Annotated in this window: 14 protein-coding genes; 7 read left to right on the top strand and 7 right to left on the bottom strand. The window is 65.0% G+C overall.

Annotated elements, in window-relative coordinates:
- Positions 1 to 26 precede the first annotated feature (26 nt).
- Positions 27 to 656: a DUF47 domain-containing protein gene (locus tag H8S61_RS08300; protein WP_186938648.1), complete on the bottom strand. Its 630-nt coding sequence runs from the start codon at positions 654 to 656 to the stop codon at positions 27 to 29.
- 10 nt (positions 657 to 666) lie between these two features.
- The gene (locus tag H8S61_RS08295; RefSeq protein ID WP_186938647.1) at positions 667 to 1,719 is read right to left on the bottom strand and encodes an inorganic phosphate transporter; all 1,053 of its coding nucleotides are present in this window, start codon (positions 1,717 to 1,719) and stop codon (positions 667 to 669) included.
- 283 nt (positions 1,720 to 2,002) lie between these two features.
- Here H8S61_RS08295 and H8S61_RS08290 point away from each other — a divergent pair, with 283 nt between their 5' ends.
- Positions 2,003 to 3,154 carry a nitrate/nitrite transporter gene (locus H8S61_RS08290; RefSeq protein WP_160941338.1) on the top strand — a complete coding sequence of 384 codons (1,152 nt, stop codon included), beginning with the start codon at positions 2,003 to 2,005 and terminating at the stop codon, positions 3,152 to 3,154.
- Positions 3,155 to 3,253: 99 nt separating this feature from the next.
- Here H8S61_RS08290 and H8S61_RS08285 read toward each other — a convergent pair whose 3' ends face one another.
- Positions 3,254 to 4,738 carry a helix-turn-helix transcriptional regulator gene (locus H8S61_RS08285; protein WP_186938646.1) on the bottom strand — a complete coding sequence of 495 codons (1,485 nt, stop codon included), beginning with the start codon at positions 4,736 to 4,738 and terminating at the stop codon, positions 3,254 to 3,256.
- A 332-nt stretch (positions 4,739 to 5,070) separates the two neighbouring features.
- On the opposite strand from H8S61_RS08285, the gene H8S61_RS08280 reads away from it, so the two are divergent.
- The 4 genes from H8S61_RS08280 to H8S61_RS08265 are packed head-to-tail and all read left to right on the top strand — an operon-like array spanning position 5,071 to position 10,929.
- On the top strand, positions 5,071 to 7,662 hold the full coding sequence (locus H8S61_RS08280) for a molybdopterin-dependent oxidoreductase (RefSeq protein WP_186938645.1): 2,592 nt from the start codon (positions 5,071 to 5,073) through the stop codon (positions 7,660 to 7,662).
- Positions 7,663 to 7,672: 10 nt separating this feature from the next.
- On the top strand, positions 7,673 to 8,284 hold the full coding sequence (locus tag H8S61_RS08275; protein ID WP_186938644.1) for a DMSO/selenate family reductase complex B subunit: 612 nt from the start codon (positions 7,673 to 7,675) through the stop codon (positions 8,282 to 8,284).
- A gap of 2 nt (positions 8,285 to 8,286) precedes the next feature.
- On the top strand, positions 8,287 to 9,084 hold the full coding sequence (locus tag H8S61_RS08270; RefSeq protein ID WP_186938643.1) for a TorD/DmsD family molecular chaperone: 798 nt from the start codon (positions 8,287 to 8,289) through the stop codon (positions 9,082 to 9,084).
- An 18-nt stretch (positions 9,085 to 9,102) separates the two neighbouring features.
- The gene (locus H8S61_RS08265) at positions 9,103 to 10,929 is read left to right on the top strand and encodes a flavocytochrome c (protein WP_186938642.1); all 1,827 of its coding nucleotides are present in this window, start codon (positions 9,103 to 9,105) and stop codon (positions 10,927 to 10,929) included.
- A 94-nt stretch (positions 10,930 to 11,023) separates the two neighbouring features.
- On the opposite strand, the gene H8S61_RS08260 is transcribed toward H8S61_RS08265, so the two are convergent.
- Genes H8S61_RS08260 through recJ form a run of 3 tightly spaced genes read right to left on the bottom strand, consistent with a single transcriptional unit; the run spans position 11,024 to position 17,508 of the window.
- On the bottom strand, positions 11,024 to 11,683 hold the full coding sequence (locus H8S61_RS08260; protein WP_160941339.1) for an MBL fold metallo-hydrolase: 660 nt from the start codon (positions 11,681 to 11,683) through the stop codon (positions 11,024 to 11,026).
- Entirely contained in the window at positions 11,680 to 14,088 is a 2,409-nt protein-coding gene (locus H8S61_RS08255) for a RelA/SpoT family protein (RefSeq protein WP_160941340.1), read from the bottom strand. The genes H8S61_RS08260 and H8S61_RS08255 overlap by 4 nt, the downstream gene beginning before the upstream one ends.
- A 27-nt stretch (positions 14,089 to 14,115) precedes the next feature.
- Positions 14,116 to 17,508, bottom strand: a complete 3,393-nt coding sequence (recJ, locus tag H8S61_RS08250; RefSeq protein WP_186938641.1) for a single-stranded-DNA-specific exonuclease RecJ — start codon at positions 17,506 to 17,508, stop codon at positions 14,116 to 14,118.
- Between the two features lie 248 nt (positions 17,509 to 17,756).
- Here recJ and H8S61_RS08245 point away from each other — a divergent pair, with 248 nt between their 5' ends.
- Positions 17,757 to 19,019 (top strand): ATP-binding protein, encoded by a 1,263-nt coding sequence (locus H8S61_RS08245; protein ID WP_366458107.1) that lies wholly within the window; start codon positions 17,757 to 17,759, stop codon positions 19,017 to 19,019.
- Positions 19,020 to 19,209: 190 nt separating this feature from the next.
- The gene (locus H8S61_RS08240) at positions 19,210 to 20,769 is read left to right on the top strand and encodes an FAD-dependent oxidoreductase (RefSeq protein WP_160941343.1); all 1,560 of its coding nucleotides are present in this window, start codon (positions 19,210 to 19,212) and stop codon (positions 20,767 to 20,769) included.
- A 75-nt stretch (positions 20,770 to 20,844) separates the two neighbouring features.
- On the opposite strand, the gene H8S61_RS08235 is transcribed toward H8S61_RS08240, so the two are convergent.
- Positions 20,845 to 22,284, bottom strand: coding sequence for a response regulator transcription factor (locus H8S61_RS08235; protein ID WP_160941344.1), 1,440 nt, complete (start codon positions 22,282 to 22,284; stop codon positions 20,845 to 20,847).
- Positions 22,285 to 22,287: the final 3 nt, after the last annotated feature.

The following is a 22,287-nucleotide window of genomic DNA, read 5'->3' as shown; positions in this document are numbered from 1 at the left end:
CCCCCTTAGCGGGTCGTTGCCGATCCTTACACGTTCTTCAACAGAATGGAGTTCATCGTGTCGGCGGCGTGCTCGCACGAGTCGCAGCACTTCTCCATGCGGTCGAAGATCTGCGACCAAACCAGCACGCGCATGGGGTTCTCGCGGTCGTGGGTGTGCAGCTTGCGGATGACCTTCATGTACAGCTGGTCGGCCTCTTCCTCGTACGTGTTCACGTCCACGATGAGCTGCTTGAACGTCTTGGACTTCTTGAAGTTGCGGAAGTCCTCCATGGCCTTGTCGAGCGCCTCGCAGCTCTTCTTGATGAGATGCGCGAACTCGAGCGCGTCATGATGGATGAAGTGCACGTCGTACATGTAGAAACGCTGCATGACGTCTTCGATGTAGTCGATGATGTTGTCGAGGTACTGGGACATGTTGATGATGTCCTCGCGCTCGATGGGCGTGATGAAATCGGTGGCCACGGTCTTGAAGATGGCGTGGTTGATCTCGTCGCCCTTGTGCTCCAGCTCGTGCGCGCGCTCCATGACCTCCTTGAGGTGCTCGGCCTCGGTGAAGCCTTCGATGGCCTCGATCAGCAACTCGGCTTCCTGGACGGCAACTTCCGTCTGCTTCTCGAACGCGTCGAAATAATCGAACTTGACCCTCTTGCTCACAGGTCCTCCTCTACGAGAACATTAAGAACAGGTGGGCGAACGCGAATCCGAGCAGACCGCACCCCGGAAACGTGAGCACCCACGTTTTCACCATGTCGATTGCAATTCCCCACTTCACCGCGCTTTTTCGTTTCGCCGCGCCCACGCCCATGATGGCCGTCGTGTTCGTGTGCGTCGTGGAAACCGGCAAGCCGGCGAACGTGGAAAGCATGAGGCAGAAGAACGTGGCGACGCTGGCGGCGAACCCTTGGAACGGCTCGAGCTTCACCATGTCCAGACCGACGCTCTTGATGATGCGCTCGCCGCCGACGGCGGTGCCCAACCCCATGTTGAGCGCGCAGAAGAACATGAGCCACACGGGCAGGATCATCTGGTCGGCTTGCCCGACGCCCGTCGCCAGCGTGATGGCCAAGACGAAGATGCTCATGAACTTCTGGCCGTCCTGCGCGCCGTGCATGAACGCCACGCCCGCGCCCGAGGCTACCTGCGCCCAGCGGAAGAAGCGCGACGTCTTCTTGCGGTCCATGTTGCGGCAAATGCGCCCGAGCGCTTTGGAGTTCACCCAGCCCAGGAAGAAGCCGAGCAGCGTGGACAGGACGATGCCGTACACCACCTTGATCCACTCCGCGCCGTTGATGGCGTCGAAGCTGCCCTGCAGCGCGATGGCCGCGCCCGTCAGGCCGGCGATCAGCGAATGGCTTTGGCTGGTGGGGATGCCGAAGTACCAGGCCACGGTGCCCCATACGATGATGGCCACCATCGCGGCCATGAGCGCGATGAGCGATTGCTCGGAGCTCCCCCCGAAATCGACCATGTTGAAAATGGTGTGCGCGACGGCGGCGGTGAAGAGCGACACCACCAGCAATCCCAGGAAGTTGCAGACAGCCGCCATGATGATGGCGAACTTCGGCTTCATGGCACGCGTCGATACGACGGTGGCAATCGCGTTCGGTGCGTCGGTCGCCCCGTTCACGACGATGACACCGATGTTGAGCAGGGTCACAACCACGAGAATCGGGTTGGACGCGAGCTCAGCGATGAACGAAGCCCACTCTATGGTCACGAAATCCCTCTCGACAAAACAGCAAAAAGGTTCAGCATTCCCCAGTTTAACGTAAATCTAACAAAGCGAAAGGGGCTCCTCGCTCTTTTCACGCCGGATTATGGGGGAAACGGCAAAATCCAGGTAAAGCCGCGAAGAAAGCGCCGCGGGGAAAACCCCTTAAATGGATAGGAGTTAACCCGCATCGCATTGATGCGTGATACAGTAAGCGAATCAGGGGGAAGGTTTCAGCGTCGCTGCGCCGGCATACGGCACCGCGAGGCACCGGGGGGAGGAAATCGATATGAACAAGCGCATTCAACTGCCGCTGCAGACGGCTGACCTGATCGCAGGATTCATGGTGTGGGTCATCCTGTCGTCGCTGCTTCCGTACATCAAGCAGGACATCTTCATCCCTCCCGACCAAGTGGCCCTCGTCACCGCCATCCCCGTGGTGCTGGGCTCGGTGCTGCGCGTGCCGTTCGGCTACTGCGCGAACCTGTTCGGAGCGCGTACCGTGTTCCTGGCCAGCTTCGCCGTGCTCGTGGTGCCCGTGTGGTTCCTGAGCGAAACGACCTCCTACCAGGGGTTGCTCATCGGCGGGACGTTCCTCGGCATCGCCGGCGCGGTGTTCTCGGTGGGCGTCACGTCGCTGCCGAAGTACTATCCGAAGGAGCGCCACGGCTTCGTGAACGGCGTGTACGGCTTCGGCAACATGGGCACCGCGCTCACCACCTGGCTGGCGCCCGTGGCCGCCGTGGCCTTCGGCTGGCGCACCGCCGTCAAGCTGTACCTCGTGCTGCTGGCGGCGTTCATCGTGCTGAACTTCGTGCTGGGCGATCGCGACGAGCCGCGTGTGAAGACGCCCATCAGGGAGCAGCTGAGGGCCATCGGCAGCGACGTGCGCCTGTGGTACCTGTCGCTGTTCTACTTCGTGACGTTCGGCGCGTTCGTAGCGCTGACCGTGTACCTGCCGAACTTCCTCACGTCGCACTATGCGATGGACGGCGTGTCGGCGGGCATGGCCACCTCGGTGTTCATCGTGGCGGCTGCGGCCGTGCGCGTGCTGGGCGGCTGGCTGGCCGACCGGTTCGACTGCTATCGCCTGCTGGCCCTCGTATTCGCGGGCATCGTCGCGGGCGCCGCCGTGCTGGCCGTCGCGCCGGGGTTGCCGGTGTACCTGGCGGGCATCTACCTGATCAGCCTCGCATGCGGCATCGGCAACGGCGTGGTGTTCAAGCTGGTGCCGACGTACTTCACGAAGCAGGCCGGCCTTGCGAACGGCATCGTGTCCATGATGGGCGGCCTCGGCGGCTTCTTCCCGCCGCTCGTGCTGTCCACGTCGATGCTGCTGTTCGGCACGAACGTGCCGGGCCTCGCCGCCTTCGGCGCCTTCGCGCTGGCTTGCCTCGCGATAGCCCTGGCGATGCACGGGAGAAAGCAGGCCGAGGCATGAGTCGCGTGGCGTGTTTCACGTGAAACATTTGTTGCGATGTACCGCGATATTGGAACAAGTGTTTCACGTGAAACAGCGAACCGCGCGGCGTGCGCTGCGCTACGAGGTCGACAGCTCTTGTTCGCGCTCCGCCAACATTTCGTAGAACTCGGCACGACTGTGCACGCTAAGCTTCGTATATATATGGTTGACATGGGCTTTCAACGTGCCCGGAGCAATGACCAACTGCCGTTCTATCTCGAGGGACGTCATGCGATGCGACAACAGCAGACAGACCTCCTGCTCGCGCGCCGTCAACCGGAATTGGGAGGCCAAGCTGTCGCAAGCGAGCGAGCGCGCGGCCCACGTCTCCTCGGATGAGGATCGCTCGGCAACAGCGGGCTCCATCGCGGCATCGCGCACGCTCGAGCGAACGGAAGGCCTATCGTCCTTCGCAAGATGCACGCCCCAAGCCGAGAACAGGTCGCTGTTGGGAACGAACAGCAGCACGAACAGCAGCACGATCACCGCCGTCAGCACGATGCGCGCCACGAACGTCTGGTCGGACCCCATCTGCGGGACCAGCAGCACCTGGAAAAGCCAGCCCAGCACGTACGCGGAGTAGCGCACGCCGCGCTCGATGCCGTTCAGCCACACGGCGTTCATGCCGAACCGGTAGCTCATGCCCGAGAACACGATCATGGTCATCACGGCCAATGCCGCGTCGCCGCTGCAGAACAGCGCGCCGCTGAACCGCTCGTCCAACCCCATGTCGGGCAGCAGCATGAGCATAGCCACGATGGTGACGGGCATCACGAACCGGTACACGCTCTCAAGCCGGATCCGCCGTGATCCCGACAGCACCACGATTACGATCACGCAGGGTATGGCGATGGTGCCCAGGAGAACGCCCAAGCCGTCACCCCTGTTCGATACGTCCATGAAGCCGTCGGTGAACGAGACCGACGCCATGAGCACCACGAGTGCCACCGGATACGTCATGCTCCCCTTGCCCCCATCGCTTTGCGCCGCGCTGCCTTCCTCAGCACGCACGCGCGTGGTGCTGTCCACGGCCCACACCACGTTCATCACGGGCATGACCACCAGCAGCGGCCACAAAAGGGACAGCTCCATGCCGGACAGGAAGTAGAACACGAACTGGCCGAATACGATGGCGGCGGCATAGTACAGCGCCACGCGCGTGGGATTCATCGATCCGAAGAACTCGCACCATAGCAGCATGCTGGCCCCGGTGGCCGTCATGGCCAGCATCGTGCCGACGAACGAGAGCACCCCCGCGCCAACGAGGAACGCGTCGCACACCACGAGCACCGTCCCCATCGACGCCAGCGCGGCAACCGATACGACGAGCCAGGTTTGACGATACAACGGGCCCATGCGCGACGACGCGAAAGCCAGCGCGAAGTTCACCGCCACCGTGCATACCATGCCCGCGATGTACGCCTCGGTCGACGAGACGGGGAAGATGGATTCGTTGAACAGCAGCGACGACCACGCGCGCTGCAACCCGATTCCCAAGAACACCAGCGGTATGGCCGCGAGCTTCCGATACGCCGCCACCGCCCTGCGAAGCAGTCCTGCCATGGTCCCCCTCTTCGTCATCGCTTCGACACGGCCCGCCCCAAGCATGCACCCTTCTAGCAACCAACCTTTTGATCAGGCATTTTACAGGGTTACTGCGTCGGTTTAGAAAGATAACCCCGAAAACCGTCCAAGGCCGATGCGTGTCGAAAGCCCCCTTCGCATAATAGCACGCGACGAGCAGGGCTGTCGGCACGACCGAATTCCACCGCATCGCGGAAGCCGGTTACGCCAAGGGGCATTCGATTCGCAAGAAAGCGAGCGAACGGCGCGCAGCCCTTCAAACGAATGGAGGATCGACGATGCACGTACTTGAAGGTATCCAAGCATCCAGCATGTCTCGACGGGCGTTCGTAGCCGCCGCGACGGCGAGCGCGGCAGCCCTCGCCATGAGCGGATGCAGCAGCAACCGCGTGGAGGAAGCCAAGGGCGAAGAACGGGTCGAGGGGGCGCTCGCGGACGGAGCGTGGAAAACGTCTGCGTGCTGGCTCACCTGCCACTGCGGCTGCAAGAACCAGGCATACGTGGTGGACGGCATGGTGATCCGCCAGAAAACCGACGATCTGCACGAAGACACGATCAACATGCCCCAGCAGCGCGGGTGCGTGAAGGGACGCTCGCTGCGCCAGTTCGTCATGAGCCCCGATCGCGTGAAGTACCCCATGAAGCGCAAGCACTGGGAGCCGGGAGGCGGCGACGTGACCCTGCGCGGACGCGACGAGTGGGAGCGTATCGGTTGGGATGAAGCGCTCGATCTGGTGGCAAGCGAGTTCAAGCGCATCAAGGAAACATACGGAAACCAGGCCTTCGGCAATCTCGAATTGGTGCCCTCCCCTCTGCTTGCAGCCTACGGAGGCTACGTTTCCATGTGGGGCCAGCAATCCAAGGGCGCATGGCCGCTGATTGCCAACACCGTCAAGGGAAGCTTCTTCTCGGCGGCGAACGATCGCTTCTCGCTGGCGAAAGCGCAGCTCGTCGTGCTGTGGGGACTCAACCCCATGTGGAGCGCCCTGGGGTCGAACACCTACTTCATCCAGCAGGCGCGCGAAGCGGGAGCCCGGGTCATCGTGGTGGATTCGTGGTTCAACCCCACGTGCCAGGCGCTCGGCGCCGATTGGGTGCCGTGCCGCCCCGCCACCGACGGGGCGCTTCTGGCGGCCATCGCGTACCACATGATTGAGAACAACCTGCAAGATCAGGCGTTTCTCGACGCGTACTGCGTAGGGTTCGACGCCGAGCACATGCCCGAAGGCCACGAAGGCGAGGAGAACTTCAAGGATTACATCCTGGGCGCCTACGACGACACGCCCAAAACGCCGGAATGGGCCTCGATGATCTGCGGCACGGCGCCGAAGGTTATCCGAGAGCTGGCCGAGGCTATGGCAACGACCAAGCCCATGACGCTCAAGGGCGGGCAGGCGCCGGCGCGCAACGGCAACGGCGACGAGTTCGCCCACCTGTTCTACACCGTAGGCTGGATGACCGGCAACGTGGGAAAGATAGGCGCCGAGGTGTCGTGCGCAGACGGGTCGCAGGGCGTGCAAGGCGGTGCCGACATCGTGTACGAAGGCATGGGAACGTGCGACCTTTTCGGCAACGAGAATGTGAATTGCACGGGTCCTCGCGGCGACTATACGCTTGAGAAGGGAAAATACGACCCGGATCAGTATTACGGCATTCCCGGCGCCGTCTGGTGGCAGTCCATCAAAGAGGGCCAGCACGTCGATTTCGAGCGGGGAACGCATCCCGTGAATATCAAGTGCCTGTACAAGATCGGCGCGGGTGCGCAATTCAACCAGAACCCCGACCAGACCACGGCCATCGAAGTCATGCGCACGCCCGGCCTCATCGAGTTCCGCGTGTGCTCGGAAATAGTGATGTCGCCCGATGCGCAGTTCTCGGACATCGTGCTGCCCGCCACCTCGCCCTGGGAGTACGCAGGCGGCTATACGCGATCGCTCAACCGCGAGGCGCTCGTGTTCTCGGAAAAGCTGATAGAACCGCTCTTCGAAGCGCGCAGCGACTGGGACATCATCATCGATTTGGCGAACCGCCTGGATGTCGATACCTCGTCGTTCGTGTACGGCAACCCCGACGCGGACGGCTACACCATCATGGCGACGTCGGTCCTTTTGGATCCGAAGACGGGAGACTACAACCCGCTGGTCACCGTCACGCAGCAGGATGTGGACGAGTACCAGCTGGCCATGGAGCCGCAGGAAGGGGTCGTCGCGTTCAAGGACGTCATCAAGAACGGGGGCTACCAGGTTGAACGCAACGAGAACGACGAGTTCGTCTATATCGCCATGCAGGACTTCGTCGACGATCCGAAAACCAACCCGCTTCCCACCGAGACGGGCAAGCTGGAAATATTCTCGAGCGCGCTGGTGAACAGGTTCGCCGTGTTCAACACCACGTCCGTCAACCCCATTCCCAAGTACGTGCCGTCGATAGAGGGATACGAGCAGGCTGCGGCGGCGCGCGATGGAGGAGAGCCGGATGCGTGCAGGTTCCAGATGATCGGCGTGCACCATGCGCGTCAGGCGCACTCGGCATCGGCCGAAGTGAAGTCGCTCAACGAGATTTTCGCCAACGACGTGCTGATCAACGACCTGGACGCGCAAGCGTTGGGATTGGCGACGAACGACACCGCTTTGCTGACGAATCCTCACGGCAGGACGCTCCGCCGCGTGCAGGCCACGTCGCGCGTGATGCCCGGCGTGGTGATCGTCGGGCAGGGCAACTGGACCAAGCTGAACGAGGAGACGGGCGTCGACGAGGGATGCAACGTGAACACGCTGACGGGCGGCTATCTGTCGGGTCAAGGCCAATGCCAGTTCAACAACGTGCTGGTGGGCATTTCGCCATGGGACGGCGAGGCGCTCGAATCAGACTATCTGCGTCCGAACATCGACATAGAGCTCTAAGGAGGCCCTCATGCAATACGGATTCTACTTCGACGCGGATCGCTGCGGATCGTGCAAAGCCTGCGTCATGGCGTGCAAGGACAAGAACGACACCCTAGTCGGGCTGAAGTACCGCACGGTCGTCGATTACGGCGGAGGGGCTTGGATCGAAGAAGACGGCGTGCTGCAGCCGAGCGAGGTGTTCGTGTACTCGGTTTCCATCGCGTGCAACCACTGCGCGAACCCCGCCTGCGTGTCCAACTGCCCCGCCGGCGCCATGACCAAGCGCGAAGAAGACGGCATCGTGTTCGTCGACAAGGACCAATGCATCGCCTGCGGAACATGCGTGAAGGCATGCCCCTACGGCGCGCCGCGATTGAACCCCGCCACCGGCACGTCCGGGAAATGCGACCTCTGCAAAGACTATCTGGCCGAAGGCGGCAGGCCGGCGTGCGTGGACGCGTGCCTTATGCGATGCCTCGACTTCGGCGACATCGACGAGCTGCGCGCGAAGTACGGAGACGTGGCGGATATCGATCCGCTGCCCTCGTCGAGCGAGACCGAGCCTTCGCTTGTGATAGGACGGTCGCGCCATGCCGGCAAGCCGGGCACCATCATCAACCCGGAAGAGGAGCTGGTGTAGCCATGGAGGCAACGCTGGCAAGCGAACACCGCGCCCCGGGAGAACCCTCGGCGTTGGATGCCCCTTTCGAAGAAGCGCTGGAGACTCTTCTGGCTGGACGGAGCTATCTGTACCGGCTTGGGCAGCGCTTGTTCGGCGACGAGCCTGACGAGGCCCTCCTGCGCGAGGCGCTCTCTCCCCTGGCGCTGGAGGCCCTCGGGCTGTTCGTCGATCTCGAAGCCGGCGAAGCCGCTGCCGCCGTTCGCGTGCTGGGTACAGCATGCGCGAGCTTCGACGCACGCAGCGAAGCCTTCGCCGACGATGCTCGGGCGGAATACACGCGCCTGTTTCTGGGACCTGGAACGCTGCCCTCGCCTCCCTGGGAGTCGGCTCACGTCTCAAGCGATCGGACGCTCTTCAACGCCGCCACGTTGGAGGTTCGCCGCTTCTATGCAAGCAAGGGGTTCCGTCCTCGCGAATACCCGCACGTAGCAGACGACCATCTGGCCCTCGAGCTTGACTTCTTGGCCGCGCTGTCGCGGGAAAGCCTCGTAGCCCTCCGCGCGGGCGACTTCGACTCCCTGCGCGCGCTGCTACGTGATCAACGGGAGTTTTTGCATGCGCACCCGATGAGATGGGTCGAGTCGTTCGCCACACAAATGTCCCAAAGCCCGACGAAAACCGGAGAACCCGATCCGGCGATGCCCTACGCAGCGTTCGCATCGCTGGCGGCGACGTTCATCGCCGGCGATGCCGAGGCCGTCGACGACATGCTGGACGCACTGGAACAACCACGGAAACCGCGACCGACCGGTCGCTGACAAGCAAGGAGCACGACGATGAACGAAACGAACACGAGCACCGCACGAAGGGGCATTTCGCGCCGCAACCTGCTCATCGGAGCTGCTGCGGCTACCGGTGCCGCTCTGCTGGGAACAGGATGCACGTCCCAAAACAGCGCAGCCTCCGCCGCCCCGGCAGCAGAGTCTGTAGCGGGATGCGGCACCGGTGCCGGGCGCAACGGCGAGCTGAGCGTGCGCGCCATCTTTGAAAACGACCGGATCGCCGATATCCAGATCGTCCGTTCGCACGAGACGAAGTGCGTCGGAGCATGCGCGCAGGACCTCCTCAAGGACCTCATCATCTCGAACCAAACGCTCAACGTGGACGCCGTGAGCGGCGCTACGCTCACAAGCATGGCGTATCTCGCCGCCGTCAAAGACGCATTCGAGGCTGCCGGGCAGAACCGCAAGGAATGGGAAGGCCGGGAGCACGCTTCCCTTGCCCGCGACGAGCCCGTTCCCACTTCGGCAGACGTGATAGTGGTTGGGTCGGGCGGCGCCGGGCTGTGCGCCGCCGTGACGGCGGCAAGCGAGGGCAAGAGCGTTCTCGTGCTCGAGAAGCTCGCCGTCATAGGAGGCAGCACGTCGCTGTCGGGCGCAGGATATGCGGCTCCCGGCTGCTGGCCGCAAGTGCAAGCGGGCATCGAAGACAGCCCTGAGCTCATGGCGCAGGATATGCTGATCGGGGGCGACAACGAAGGCGACCCCGAGCTGGTAACCACGCTGTGCAACAGTGCGCTCGACTGCTTCAACTGGCTTTCCTACGAAGTGAGCGTGCCATGGATTCCCGGCGTGGTGCAAGACGGCGGGCACAGCGTCGCGCGCTCGCTCAACCCCGTGGACTACGGCGCGGGGCTCGTGGAGAAGCTCACGGCCTATGCGGAGGCGCTCGGCGTGACCCTATGCGGCAGCGTGCAGGTGGACGAGCTGACAACCGCGTCGGGAGCGGTGACGGGCGTCAAGGCAACCGACCTCGCCACGGGCACGCCCTTCACGGTGGCTGCCGAGGCCGTGGTGCTCGCAACCGGAGGGTTCGGGCGCAACGTGGACATGCGCACGAAATACAACCCCGAGTTCGACGATTCCTACCTGTGCACCGATGCGGTGGGCGCCACCGGCGACGGCATCCGCATGGCGGAGGCGATTGGCGCGCAGCTGGCCGACATGGAGTTCATCCAAACGCATCCGACAGGCAACCCCGTCGGCGGAGCCATGCTCGACGTGGGAGGCATCCGCGTGGCGGGCTGCTCCATCATGGTGAACCTCGAAGGAGAGCGGTTCGTGGAGGAGCTGGAGCGCCGCGATGTGGTGAGCAAGGCGACCCTGGCCCAAACGGGAGGCATGGGCTACTTCGTGCTCGCCCGCGCCGATGCGGAGGATCAGGGACTCTACGACTGGGCCGCCGACGAGATCGATTCCATGACGGCGAGCGGCATCTGGGTGGAAGGCGATACGCTGGAAGCGGCATGCGAGCCTCTCGGCATCGACGCAGCCGCCTTGGCTCAGTCGATCGAAACCTGGAACGCCGACTGCGAGACCGGCGTCGATAGCCAGTTCGCCTACCGCGCCGAGATGTTCCCTATCGCGAACGGCCCCTACTGCATATTCGCCTGCACGCCCACGGTGCACTACACCATGGGAGGCGTGCTCATCAACGCGGATGCCGCGGTGCTCGACGCTGCGGGCGCGCCCATTCCCGGCCTGTTCGCCGCAGGCGAAACCACCGGCAATATCATGGGAACGAACCGCTTGGGCACTACCGCCGTGGTCGACATCGTGGCGTTCGGCCGTATCGCCGGGGCGAGCGCAGCTGCTTTTGCGTGATTCAAGAAAACCGTAGGCGTAACGACGAAGGAGCCCCCTGGCACAGGGGGCTCCTTCGTTTCGCTCAAACTCCGCGAACGTACGCAGAGCCGGCTTACGCGTAGTACGCGAACACTCTTTTGCGTTCGTTGCCGATCTTGGTGATGCTGTTGTGGCCCGGCAGGACCACCGTCTCGTCCGGCAGCACGGCGAGGCGCTTGAGCGAGCGGCGCATGGCGTTCATGTCGCCGCCCTGGAAGTCCACGCGGCCGATGGAGCCGCAGAACAGCGTGTCGCCCGAGATGAGCACCGGCGCGCCCTCGGGATTCGTGCCGAAGCGCGGGTCGATGAACAGGCAGATGCCGCCCTCCGTGTGACCCGGCGTGAGGATGACCTTCCACGGCATGTCGCCGATCTTGAGGATGTCGCCGTCGTTCACCACGTGGTCCACCGGGCACGGCGCGAAGCGCATGTCGTCGCGCGGCAGCTTCTTCTCGCCCGTGATGATGGGCGCGTCGATGGCCGAGGCGATGACCGTGGCGCCGGTCTTGTCGCGCAGCTCCTTGGCGGCGCCCACGTGGTCCGAGTGGCGGTGCGTGAGGATGATGGCGTCGACCGTGCGGTTCCCCACGGCCTTGAGGATCTCGTCGGCTTTGCAGGACGGGTCCACCACGATGGTGGCCTTGCCGTCGGAGATGATATACACGTTGTTCTCGATAGGGCCGAGCACGAGGTACTCGACGGGCACGCAGGTGCCCTTCACCTTGGTGGTCATGAGTCGCTCCTAGTCTTTTTCTTGCCGCCGCCGGCCTTGGGCACCATGCGGCGCGCGTCGAACACTCCTTCAATGCCGCGCAGTTTGCTCAGCACGATATCGATATGGTTGATGCTGCTTACCTGGAACAGGAACCGCATCTCCACCATGCCGTCGCGATGCGACGTGGTGGAGCTGGACAGCACGTTCGCGCCTTGCTCCGACAGGATGACGGCCACGTCGCGCAGCAGGTTCATGCGATCGAGCGCGTCGAGGAACACCTCCACCTTGAACGACGTGTTCTTCGGCAGATCGTTCTCCCAGGCCACGTCGATGATGCGCTCGGGGGTTTGCTTGAGGTCCTGCGCGTTCGGGCAGTCGGCGCGGTGCACCGACACGCCGCGGCCGCGCGTCACGAAGCCGAGGATATCGTCGCCTGGCACGGGGTTGCAGCAGCGCGACAGGCGCACGAGCACGTCGTCGACGCCCTTCACCACCACGCCGTTCGACGTGTGCGCCTCGTGCTTCTTCGGCGCCTTCACGCTGGTCAGCATCGGGGGCAGCTTGCCGGTGGACATGTCGCCGGCCACGTAGTCCATGGCGGTTTCGGCTTCCTTGCCCTTGTCCACGAGGATCTTCAGCAGGCGGTTCGCCACGTGCTGGGCGCTTTCCTTGCCGGTGCCGATGTGCACGAGCATGTCGTCGGCGTCGTTGTACCCCATGTGGTCGGCCACCGACTTGAGCGCGCGCATCGACTGGGCGCTGGAGATGCCCAGGCCGTGCTTGCGCATCTCGCGCGTCAGCTTGTCGCGGCCGTTCTGCAGATCGTCGCTGCGGCTGACCTTGCTGAAGTACGAGCGTATCTTGCTGCGCGCGCTCGGCGTTTTCACGAGGCCCAGCCAGTCGCGCGAGGGGCTGGCGCTCTTCTGCGTGAGGATGTCCACGCGATCGCCCAGCTGCAGCTCGTAGGTCAGCGGCACGATGGCGCCGTTCACCTTCGCGCCCACGCAGTGGTTGCCCACCTCGGTGTGGATGGCATAGGCGAAGTCCACGGGCGTGGACCCGGCGCGCAAGCTCATGACCTCGCCTTTCGGCGTGAACACGAACACCTCGGTGGGCGCGAGGTCCACCTTGAGGTCCTTGAGGAACTCGCGCGAGTCCTGCGACTCGTCCTGCCAGTCCACCATCTGGCGCAACCACGCCAGCTGCTGGTCCAGCTCGTCGCCGCTCTTGCCGCCCTTCTCCTTGTAGCGCCAGTGCGCCGCCACGCCGTACTCGCTTTGGCGGTGCATGTCCTCGGTGCGGATCTGCACCTCGAGCGGGCGGCCCGCCGGCCCGATGACCGTGGTGTGCAGGCTCTGGTACATGTTGAACTTCGGCATGGCGATGTAGTCTTTGAAGCGCCCGGGCATCGGGTGCCACAGCGTGTGCACCGCGCCGAGGGCCGAGTAGCAGTCCTTCACCGACTTCACGATGACGCGCACGGCGATGAGGTCGTAGATCTCGGAGAAGCCCTTGCCCTTCTTCGTCATCTTCTGGTAGATGGAGTAGAGGTGCTTCGGGCGGCCCATGATCTGCGCCTGGATGTTCACCTTGTCCATCTCGTCGTGCAGGATGGAGATGATCTGGTCGAGATAGCCCTCGCGCTCGGAGCGGCTCTCCGTCACCATGCGGCTGACCTGCTTGAACTTGTTGGGCTCGAGGTAGTAGAACGACAGGTCCTCAAGCTCCCACTTGATGTTGTTGATGCCGAGGCGGTGCGCGATGGGCGCGTAGATCTCCAGCGTCTCGCGCGCTTTGAAGATGCGACGGTCCTCGCGCAGCGCGCCGAGCGTGCGCATGTTGTGCAGGCGGTCGGCCAGCTTGATGACGATGACGCGGATGTCCTTGCTCATGGCCACGAACATCTTGCGGATGGTGGCGGCCTGCTCGTCGGTGAGGCTCTCCACCTCGATGCGCGTGATCTTCGTCACGCCCTCCACCAGCTGCGCCACCTGCGCGTTGAACTCCTCTTCCACCTGGTCGCGCGTCACGCTCGTGTCCTCCACGGTGTCGTGCAGCAGCGCGGCGCACAGCGTTTCCACGTCCATGCGCAAATCGGCCAGGATGATGGCGACTTCCACGGGGTGCGCCACGAACGGCTCGCCGCTCTTGCGGCACTGCCCCTCGTGCGCCTCGCTCGCGAAGCGGAACGCCTTCGCCAGCATGGCCTCGTCCTCTTCGGAGAGGTAGACCGAGGTCAGGCGTTGCAGCTCGGCGAAGCGCTCTTCGGGCGTCTTCGACGCGAGGGCGTCCTTCTTGGCCTCGGGCGCGAACGATTTCTCGGCCACGTGGGGCCGGCCGAGCAGGTTGTCCTCCACGGTCTGCTTGTTCGACGTCGCCTCGGGCGCGCTGCCCAGCAGCTCCTCATGGTTGCTCTTGCCCATTGGTCATCCTCCCTTCAAGCGTGCGCGCTAGCGCGCGACGCCCGCCGCGTCACCCGGCAAAATGGGACGCGACACGCGTATATGGAGGGTAGCAGAATCGCTCTTCATCGCCCAGTCCCGGAATGCGTGGAACACCTCGCGCTCCCCCAAACCTTCACGGTACCGTACGCTGTCCGTCAACTCCACCTTGTCCTGCGTTTCCACCACGTGGATGGAGCGCGCCATGCCGCCTTCGCCGAACGCCGTGTGCGTCTCGATGAGGCCCAGCTCGCGGAACACCGCCACGCCGCAGGCCGCCGAGGCGGGACTCACGGGGAACGCGTCGGTGGCGGCCGCCTTCGCGAGGTCGGCGTTGCTCATGGTGAAGAACGCCTCGGCGCTGTCGCGCTGCAGGCTGCGCAGGCGGCGGTACACCTGCGCCAGGCAATCGTGGTCGGGCGTCATGTCGCGCAGGATGCGCTCGTTGAGCGAGCAGTCGCCGCGGTTGAACAGCAGGTGGATGCCCGCCGGCTTGCCGTCGCGACCCGCTCGACCGCTCATCTGGTTGAACTCGATCTCGTTGAACGGCAGATGGTACAGCACCACGTGGCGGATGTTGGGGATGTCCACGCCCTCGCCGAAGGCGGACGTGGCCACGAGCACCGACAACGCGTCGGTGCGGAACAGCTCTTCGATGCGCTTGCGCTCGGCGCGCGCGAGGCCGGCGTTGTAGAAGCCGATGAGGGGCGCCAGCTGCGGCACCCGCTTGCGCAGGGCGCGCGCGACGGCCACGGACTGCTCGCGCGAGTTCACGTAGATGACCGTCTTGTCGCCCGACGCGATGAGGTTCGCCAGGTAGTCGTCGCGGTTCTTGAGGTTGCGCTGGTCGTCCACCTCGAGGTTGGGGCGCGACGCCGGGTCGTACACGCATGCGTCCACCGGCAGCTCGCGCTTGATGGCGGCGGCCACGTCGTCGTCGGCGGTGGCCGTGAGGGCCAGCACGGTGGGCGCTTGGCGCTCGCCGGCCGCTTCCGGCGCCGCGCCCGGCGCGGGGGCGCCCAGCTTCGCGATGGCGGCGCCGATGGTGGCGTAGGCCACGCGCTGCCCCGCCTTCGCGAGGCCCACGTGGTGCGCCTCGTCCACCACGACGAACCGCACGCGGCCGGTGGCGGCGAACTCGTCGGCATGCCACGCGAGGAACTCGGGCGTGGTCAGCGCGATGTCGTACGTGCCGTCGGCCAGGCCAGCGAAGCCCTGGCGGCGCTCGTCGGGCGTGCTCTCGCCCGTGAGCGTGATCACGCCGATGCCGAAGGCGTCGAGCGCTTCGCGCAGGTGGAACGCCTGGTCGGCGATGAGCGCGCGCAGCGGGTACACGAACAGGCTGGCCTCGTGGTTCGCCAGCGCGCGCGTGGCGGCGTGCACCTGGAACGTGAGGGACTTGCCGCGGCCCGTGGCCATGATGCCCAACGTGGAGCGGCCGGCGCGCAGGTGGTCGAGGATGGCGCGCTGCGCGTCGTGCAGCGGCTTGTCGCCGATGATGGCGTGGACGATCTCCTGCTCGAGCGCCGCGGGATCCTCCTGGGCCTTGCGCTCCCAGCAGGCGCGATTCGCGGCACGGGCGGCCTCGTAGGCCTCCACGTCCTCGGGACGGTGCGGCGCGTTCGCGCACAGCTCGGCATCGCTCGTGGCGTACAGATCGGCCACGAAGCTGAGGTTCTCGGGGTTGAGGCACGCTTCCAGCGCGCCGCACGTGCGCGCAGGCGCGAGCGATTGCAGCATGGCCTTCACCGACTTGCGGCCGCGCCATTCGTCAATCTGCACCTCGAACGCGGCGTTCACCACGCTGTCGGTGCGCATGAGCGACTCGATGTCGGTGCAATGGAACATGATGCCCGACACGGTGGCGCGTCCGTCCGACAGCGTGCACGAGAAGTGGTTCTTCTCGGCGCCCACCGCGCGGCAGTTCGCCAGCATCACGTCGCGCGCGAGGTACACGGGCACGGGATGCTCCTGGCCGAACGGCGCCAGCTTGTCCAGCTGCGCCACGTTGTCCAGCGTGAGCTCGTCGAGGCTGACGCAGGCGTCGATCTTGACGAGCGGGTGGAACGCGCCCTCGGGCAGCGCGTCCATGTAGGCGCACAGGCGACGCTCGAACTCCGGCAGCTTGTCGGCCGGGAGCGTGACGCCCACGGCCGCCTCGTGACCGCCGAAGCGCGTGAGCAGGTCCGACGCGCCTTCCACGGCCTTGAACAGGTTCACCTGGCCCACGCTGCGGCCGCTGCCGCGCGCTTCATCGCCGTCGATGGTGAACAGCAGGCTGGGCACGCCGTACGTGTTGACCAGGCGGCTTGCCACGATGCCCTTCACGCCCTCGTGCCAGCTCTCGCCCGACACCACGAGCGCGCGCTGGCCGTGGTAGATCTCGGCCGCCTGGGCCTTCGCGATCTCGGACAGCTCGGCCTCGATGGCGCGGCGCTGGTCGTTCACCGATTCCAGCTTGGAGGCCAGGCGGTTCGCCTCCTCGAAGTCGTCGGTCATGAGCAGGTCGAGCGCCAGCTGCGCGTCGCCCATGCGACCGGCGGCGTTGAGGCGCGGGATGACCGAGAAGCTGAGGTTCGTGGCGCTGATGGGCTTGTCGGCGGCGCCGCTGGTGGCCAGCAGCGCGGCGATGCAGGGACGCGGCGCGCCGTTCATGCGCGCGATGCCGTCGGCCACGAGGGCGCGGTTCTCGTCGCGCATGGGCATGAGGTCGGCCACCGTGCCCAGCGTGGCGAAGTCGGTGAAGTCGCGCCACAGGTGCGGCTGGCCCAGGCGGCCGCCCAGCACCTGCACCAGCTTGAGGGCCACGCCCACGCCCGCCAGGATGGAGCTCGGGCAATCCGGGTCGCATTTCGGGTCGGCCACGGGCACGCCCTCGGGCACGAGGTCGACGGGCTCGTGGTGGTCGGTGATGGCCAGGCCGAGGCCCGCCTCCACCACGGCCGCGGCCTCCACCTTGCAGGCGATGCCGCAGTCCACCGTGACGATGAAGTCCGGGCCGTACGAGCACGCGCGCGTGATGGCGGCCTCGGACAGCGCGTAGCCCTCCTCGAAACGCAGCGGGATGAACGGCGTAGCCTGCGCGCCGAAGGCACGCAAACCGCGGGTGAGCACGGTGGTGGCCGAGATGCCGTCGAGATCGAAGTCGCCGAACACGAGGATGTGGTCGCCGCGCTTGATGGCGGCCTCCAGCGCGTCGGCGACGTCGGACAGGCCCGGGATGATGTACGGATCCAACCAGTCGCGCTCGAGCGACGGCTCGAGGAAGCGATGGACGGCTGCGGGCTGGTCGATGCCGCGCGCGACGAGCGTCGCGGCGATGAAGCGGGGCAGACCGAGTTCGCGTTCGAGGCGCACCACGGACGCGGGGTCGGCCGCTCTAATGTTGAACTGGGCAGACATGGGCGCTCATACCTAACATGCGTGAATTCGAATAGTTCGTCTCCCATTGTCCCACAATCAAGGTGCGGTGTCACCGGCAAAGACGCGGGCGGCACACGCGATATGCACGAGGGATGCACCGAAAGCTTATTCGCCGAAAAAACACCAAATGGGAAAACAAAAACGTGCCAAATGAGAAAACAAATTGAAGCCAAATGAGAAAATTACTATACTCTTTTTAGTGTGAAATGACGAAAGGATCGAAAGCCGTGAAAACCTACCTGCCCAGAATCGCCGACGGCATGCTCGCTGACCGTCTCAAGCGCAAGGGAGCTGTGCAGATCAAGGGTGCAAAATGGTGCGGGAAGACCGAAACGGCCAAACAACAGGCGAAAAGCGTGCTGTATCTGCAAGACCCCGACGTCTACGAGCAGAACATGAGAGCGGCGCGCGTGAAACCCTCGCTCCTTCTTCGAGGCGATGAGCCACGCCTGATCGACGAATGGCAAATCGCTCCCCAGATATGGGATGCCGTGCGATTCGCCGTCGACCAAGATCCCGAGCCAGGACGATTCATACTCACCGGCTCCGCGGTTACGGGCGAGCGTCCGCTGCACTCCGGCACCGGCCGATTCGCCTTTCTCACCATGCGGCCCATGAGCCTTTTCGAATCGCAAGAGTCGAGCGGCGAGGTGTCGCTCGCCCGCCTATTCGACTCATCGACGCCGATCGAAGGCGTTTCGAGCCAAACCATCGAAGACATCGCCTTTATTGCATCCAGAGGTGGTTGGCCGGCATCGGTGCTCATCCCCAACAGGCACACGGCGCTCGCTACGGCGCAGGACTACGTAGAAGCCATCTGCGAGGAGGATATTTCACGCGTAGACGGTGTTTCCCGCAATCCTGACAAGGCACGCGCGCTCCTACGATCCTACGCACGTAACATCGCGACGCAGGCAAGTGACGCGACCTTGCGCGAAGACATGAGCCCGGCAGGGGAAACGCTCTCTCAACCCTCGTTGAGCAGGTATCTCGACGCACTGACTGATATTTTCGTCATCGAAGAGCTGAGCGCATGGAATCCGCAGCTTCGCTCGAAAACCGCCGTGCGCACCTCCCCTACTCGATGCTTCGTCGATCCATCGATCGGCGTCGCCGCGCTTGGAGCAAGCCCCGATCACCTGCTGCAGGATTTGCGCACCTTCGGGTTGCTCTTCGAGACGCTTTGCATCAGGGATGTACGCGTATACGCCGATGCGCTCGGAGGGCACGTATTTCACTATCGCGACAAAAGCGGGCTCGAAGCGGATGCCGTCATCGTGTTGGACGATGGGCGATGGGGGCTCGTCGAAGTCAAGCTCGGGGACGCCTACGTCGACGAAGGGTCGAAGAACCTTCGTCTGCTTGCCGACAAAATCGACCAGCAAGCTATGGGGAGCCCCGCATTCCTTGCGGTCGTCACCGCAGAAGGTTATGCCTACACGCGCGACGATGGAGTGCACGTCGTTCCCATCGGATGCTTGAAACCGTAGGCCTCAATCGAATAAACCTCTACCACCAGGCATAACGCGTAATTCATACCTTTCGTGCTACAGCGAGGGGCCCTTTCGTGCGATAGCGCTTCGGCCGGGCGGGCGCATAGTGCATCCCATCGGCGGCGATCGGGGAGATCGCGCCGCAACCGAACGAACAAGGTTAAGGGAACGGGAAAGGGAGAACGATATGACGAACGCAACCGCACAGCACAACGGCCTCTCGAGGAGGAACTTCCTGAAGGGCGCCGGCATCGGCGCGGCGGGCCTGCTGGGCGTCACGGCGCTGAGCGCGTGCGCCGGCAACGCTTCGGCGAAGACGGGCGACGGCTCGTGGGACGAGGAGACCGACGTCGTGGTGGTGGGCTCGGGCGCTGCGGGCGTGTCCGCGGCCATGGAGGCGCTCGAGGCGGGCGCGCAGGTCATCATGATCGAGAAGAGCAAGATGACCGGCGGCATCACCAGCGTGTGCGAGCAGTACTGCGCCTACGACTCCAAGCTGCACCTTCCGCAGAACTTCGACGACGTGGAGGATAGCGCCGAGATCATGCTGGAAGACGCGATGCGCGTGTCGTACGGCACCGCCGACGAGGCGCTCGCGAAGGTGTACTGCGACAACTCGGCCGACAGCCTCGACTGGATGATCGACCACGGCTGCGAGTTCAAGGACACCCTGCGCGTGTCCGACGGTCGCCACGGCCAGGGCAAGTACATCCTGGCCACGCCCGGCGACCTCACCGTGAAGCTCTCGGCGGCCATCCAGGCGGCCGGCGGCGAGATCATGGCCGACACGCCCCTCACCGAGCTCGTGCGCGACGAGGAGAGCGGCCGCATCGTCGGCGTCGTCGCCGACGACAAGCGCATCAAGGCGCGCAAGGGCGTCGTCATCTGCACCGGCCCCTGGTCGGACGACGACGTGCTGATCCCCCGCCACCTCAAAGCCGTACCCGAGACCGTGCAGAAGTGCGCCGAGACGCTGGCCGCCTTCGGCATGCCCTACGGCCCCTACACCGGCGAGGCCATCCGCGCCGCGCAGAAGGCGGGAGCCTCGGTGCGCCACATGGAGTACATCATGTTCGACCCCTACTACTCGGTGCCCGAGGTCATGGAGCAGAAGGTGGCGCCCGCCGGCGTCACGCGCGCGGTGAACCAGGTGCTGCTCACCCCCGAAGGCACGCGCTTCACCGACGAGGGCCAGTCGCGCGGCGACATCGCGCTCGACGTGGTCGACCTGCCGGGCAACGTCTACTACCCCGTCATCGACGGCCGGCACGTGCCCGACGCCACCGGCTCGATGAAGTTCACGGCCGACAAGCTGGACGAGTTCGTGGCGGGCGGCTTCATGGCGAAGTCCGACACGCTCGAGGGCCTCGCGGCCGAGATGGAGAAGGTGTTCGGCATCCCGCAGGCCGCCTCGCTGGCCACCATCGAGCGCTACAACGGGTTCTGCGAGACGGGCGTGGACGAGGAGTTCGGCAAGGACCCGCACCACATGACGCCCATCGACCAGGCCCCGTTCTACGCCGGCCCCGCCGAGACGTGCCGCGAGATCTACACGCACGGCGGCCTGGAAACCGACGCCGAAGCGCGCGTGGTGGACTTCGACGGAGCCGTGATCCCCGGCCTGTACGCCGCGGGCATGTGCACGGGCGGCCCGCTGGGCAGCATCACCATCTCGGGAAACTGGCAGATGAGCTCCATCGTGTTCGGCCGCATCGCCGGCAAGAACGTCGCCGCCGAAACCGCGTAACCCCCATAGTTCCCACCCTCCCCTCCATGCGAAAGCCGCCGGACTCCCCTCCGGCGGCTTTCGCCATGCGGGGCTCTATCGACGCTGGTGAATCGTCGTTTCCATGCGGTCGATGAGGTTGAGCAGCTCCTGGCGCGAGTGGATGTCGAGCTTCGCGTAGGCGCGGCGCAGGTGGGTCTTCACCGTGTGCTCCGACAGCATGAGGTAGTCGGCGATGTAGCGCGCGCTGCGGCCCGACGAGAACTCGCCGACCACCTCGAACTCGCGCGCGGACAGGTCGTAGGTGTCGCGCAGCAGCTCGAGCGCCGCGGCGTTGAGCGACTCGATGGACGCGGTGGGCTCGCTCATCTCGTCGGGCGCGTCCACGTAGCCGCTCTCCTTGCTCTTCGCGAACAGCCACAGGTAGCTGAGGAACAGCAGCGCCACCGACGCGCCCAAAAGCCAGATGATGGCGGTGAGCGCCGTGTCGAAGTGCTGGGACGCGAGCGCGCCCACGTCGGTGGTGGCAAGCGCGCGACCGGCGGCGATGGACAGCTGCGACGCGCCCACCGCGAGGCCCAGCAGGAAGAACGACGGCAGCTTGCGCTCATAGGCCTCGCTGGTGAACGCCATCCAGATGAGGCAGAAGAACGTGATGAGCAGCACCACCATGAGCGGGCCCGACCACGTGGTGTCGGAGGGGTTCGCGCTGCGGAACATGAGCACCGACATGAGCGCCAGGGCCGACACGGGATAGGCCACGTCGATGCTCGCCTTCTTCGGCCGCACGAGCACGAGCCCCAGGCACAGCGTGAACGACACGACCACGCCGAGGATGGACGTGACCGCGGTTTGGGCGTAGTGCATCCCGCCCGCGATGTCCATCTGCACGACGAACCCGCACGAGGTCGAGAACACGACGGCGCCTGCCACGGCGCGCTTCGTGCGCGCAGCCAGCTCGGCCATCGACGTGGCGGGCGCGTCCTGCGGCATCATCACCTTCGCCACCGATTCGTCGGCGCGCATGCACGCGCCGAGGGCCACGAGCGAAATCACGAGGGCCGCCAGGAACATGAGGTCGCGCCCGAGCGGGAACAGAGCCGTGCTCACCGGCACGAGCAGCGTGTCCACCACGTAGCCGGCCGCGATCATGGGCACCGCCCAGCTGGGACGATAGCTGGCGAACACCTGCATCCAGCACAGGATGATGAGCGCCCAGCCCACGCCGCCGGCGAGCGCCGCCACGAAGGGCACGATGCCGAGCGTCTCGGGGCTGGCGGCCAGCGCCACGCGCGCCGCGAGCGCGCAGCAACCGCCCACGAACAGGGGCAGCGCGCGGTCGAGCCGCCCGAGGTACGAGAGGATCGCCACGCTGAGGTACGTGACGCCGCCCGCCGCGATGCCCGCGATGGCGTAGGGCTCGGGCGAATACGGTCCCGTGCCCAGGTCGAGCAGCCGCGCGCCCTGCAGCAGCCCGAACCCCACGACGGCCACCGCCACGAGCAGCCGCGTCCTTCTCGCCGCATCCACCTGCACGCC

Origin of the sequence: Eggerthella hominis, assembly GCF_014287365.1 — a bacterium.
GTDB lineage: Bacteria > Actinomycetota > Coriobacteriia > Coriobacteriales > Eggerthellaceae > Eggerthella > Eggerthella guodeyinii.
Note: the sequence above shows the minus strand (reverse complement) of the source record. Positions and strands in the feature narration are given on the sequence as shown.

What these genes read in the sequence shown, in the direction of transcription:
- H8S61_RS08275 (WP_186938644.1), top strand. Translation starts at nt 7,673, where the DNA reads ATGCAATACGGATTCTACTTCGACGCGGATCGCTGCGGATCGTGCAAA.
- H8S61_RS08265 (WP_186938642.1), top strand. Translation starts at nt 9,103, where the DNA reads ATGAACGAAACGAACACGAGCACCGCACGAAGGGGCATTTCGCGCCGC.
- H8S61_RS08280 (WP_186938645.1), top strand. Translation starts at nt 5,071, where the DNA reads ATGTCTCGACGGGCGTTCGTAGCCGCCGCGACGGCGAGCGCGGCAGCC.
- H8S61_RS08260 (WP_160941339.1), bottom strand. Translation starts at nt 11,683, where the DNA reads ATGACCACCAAGGTGAAGGGCACCTGCGTGCCCGTCGAGTACCTCGTG.
- H8S61_RS08290 (WP_160941338.1), top strand. Translation starts at nt 2,003, where the DNA reads ATGAACAAGCGCATTCAACTGCCGCTGCAGACGGCTGACCTGATCGCA.
- recJ (WP_186938641.1), bottom strand. Translation starts at nt 17,508, where the DNA reads ATGTCTGCCCAGTTCAACATTAGAGCGGCCGACCCCGCGTCCGTGGTG.
- H8S61_RS08255 (WP_160941340.1), bottom strand. Translation starts at nt 14,088, where the DNA reads ATGGGCAAGAGCAACCATGAGGAGCTGCTGGGCAGCGCGCCCGAGGCG.
- H8S61_RS08240 (WP_160941343.1), top strand. Translation starts at nt 19,210, where the DNA reads ATGACGAACGCAACCGCACAGCACAACGGCCTCTCGAGGAGGAACTTC.
- H8S61_RS08285 (WP_186938646.1), bottom strand. Translation starts at nt 4,738, where the DNA reads ATGGCAGGACTGCTTCGCAGGGCGGTGGCGGCGTATCGGAAGCTCGCG.
- H8S61_RS08270 (WP_186938643.1), top strand. Translation starts at nt 8,287, where the DNA reads ATGGAGGCAACGCTGGCAAGCGAACACCGCGCCCCGGGAGAACCCTCG.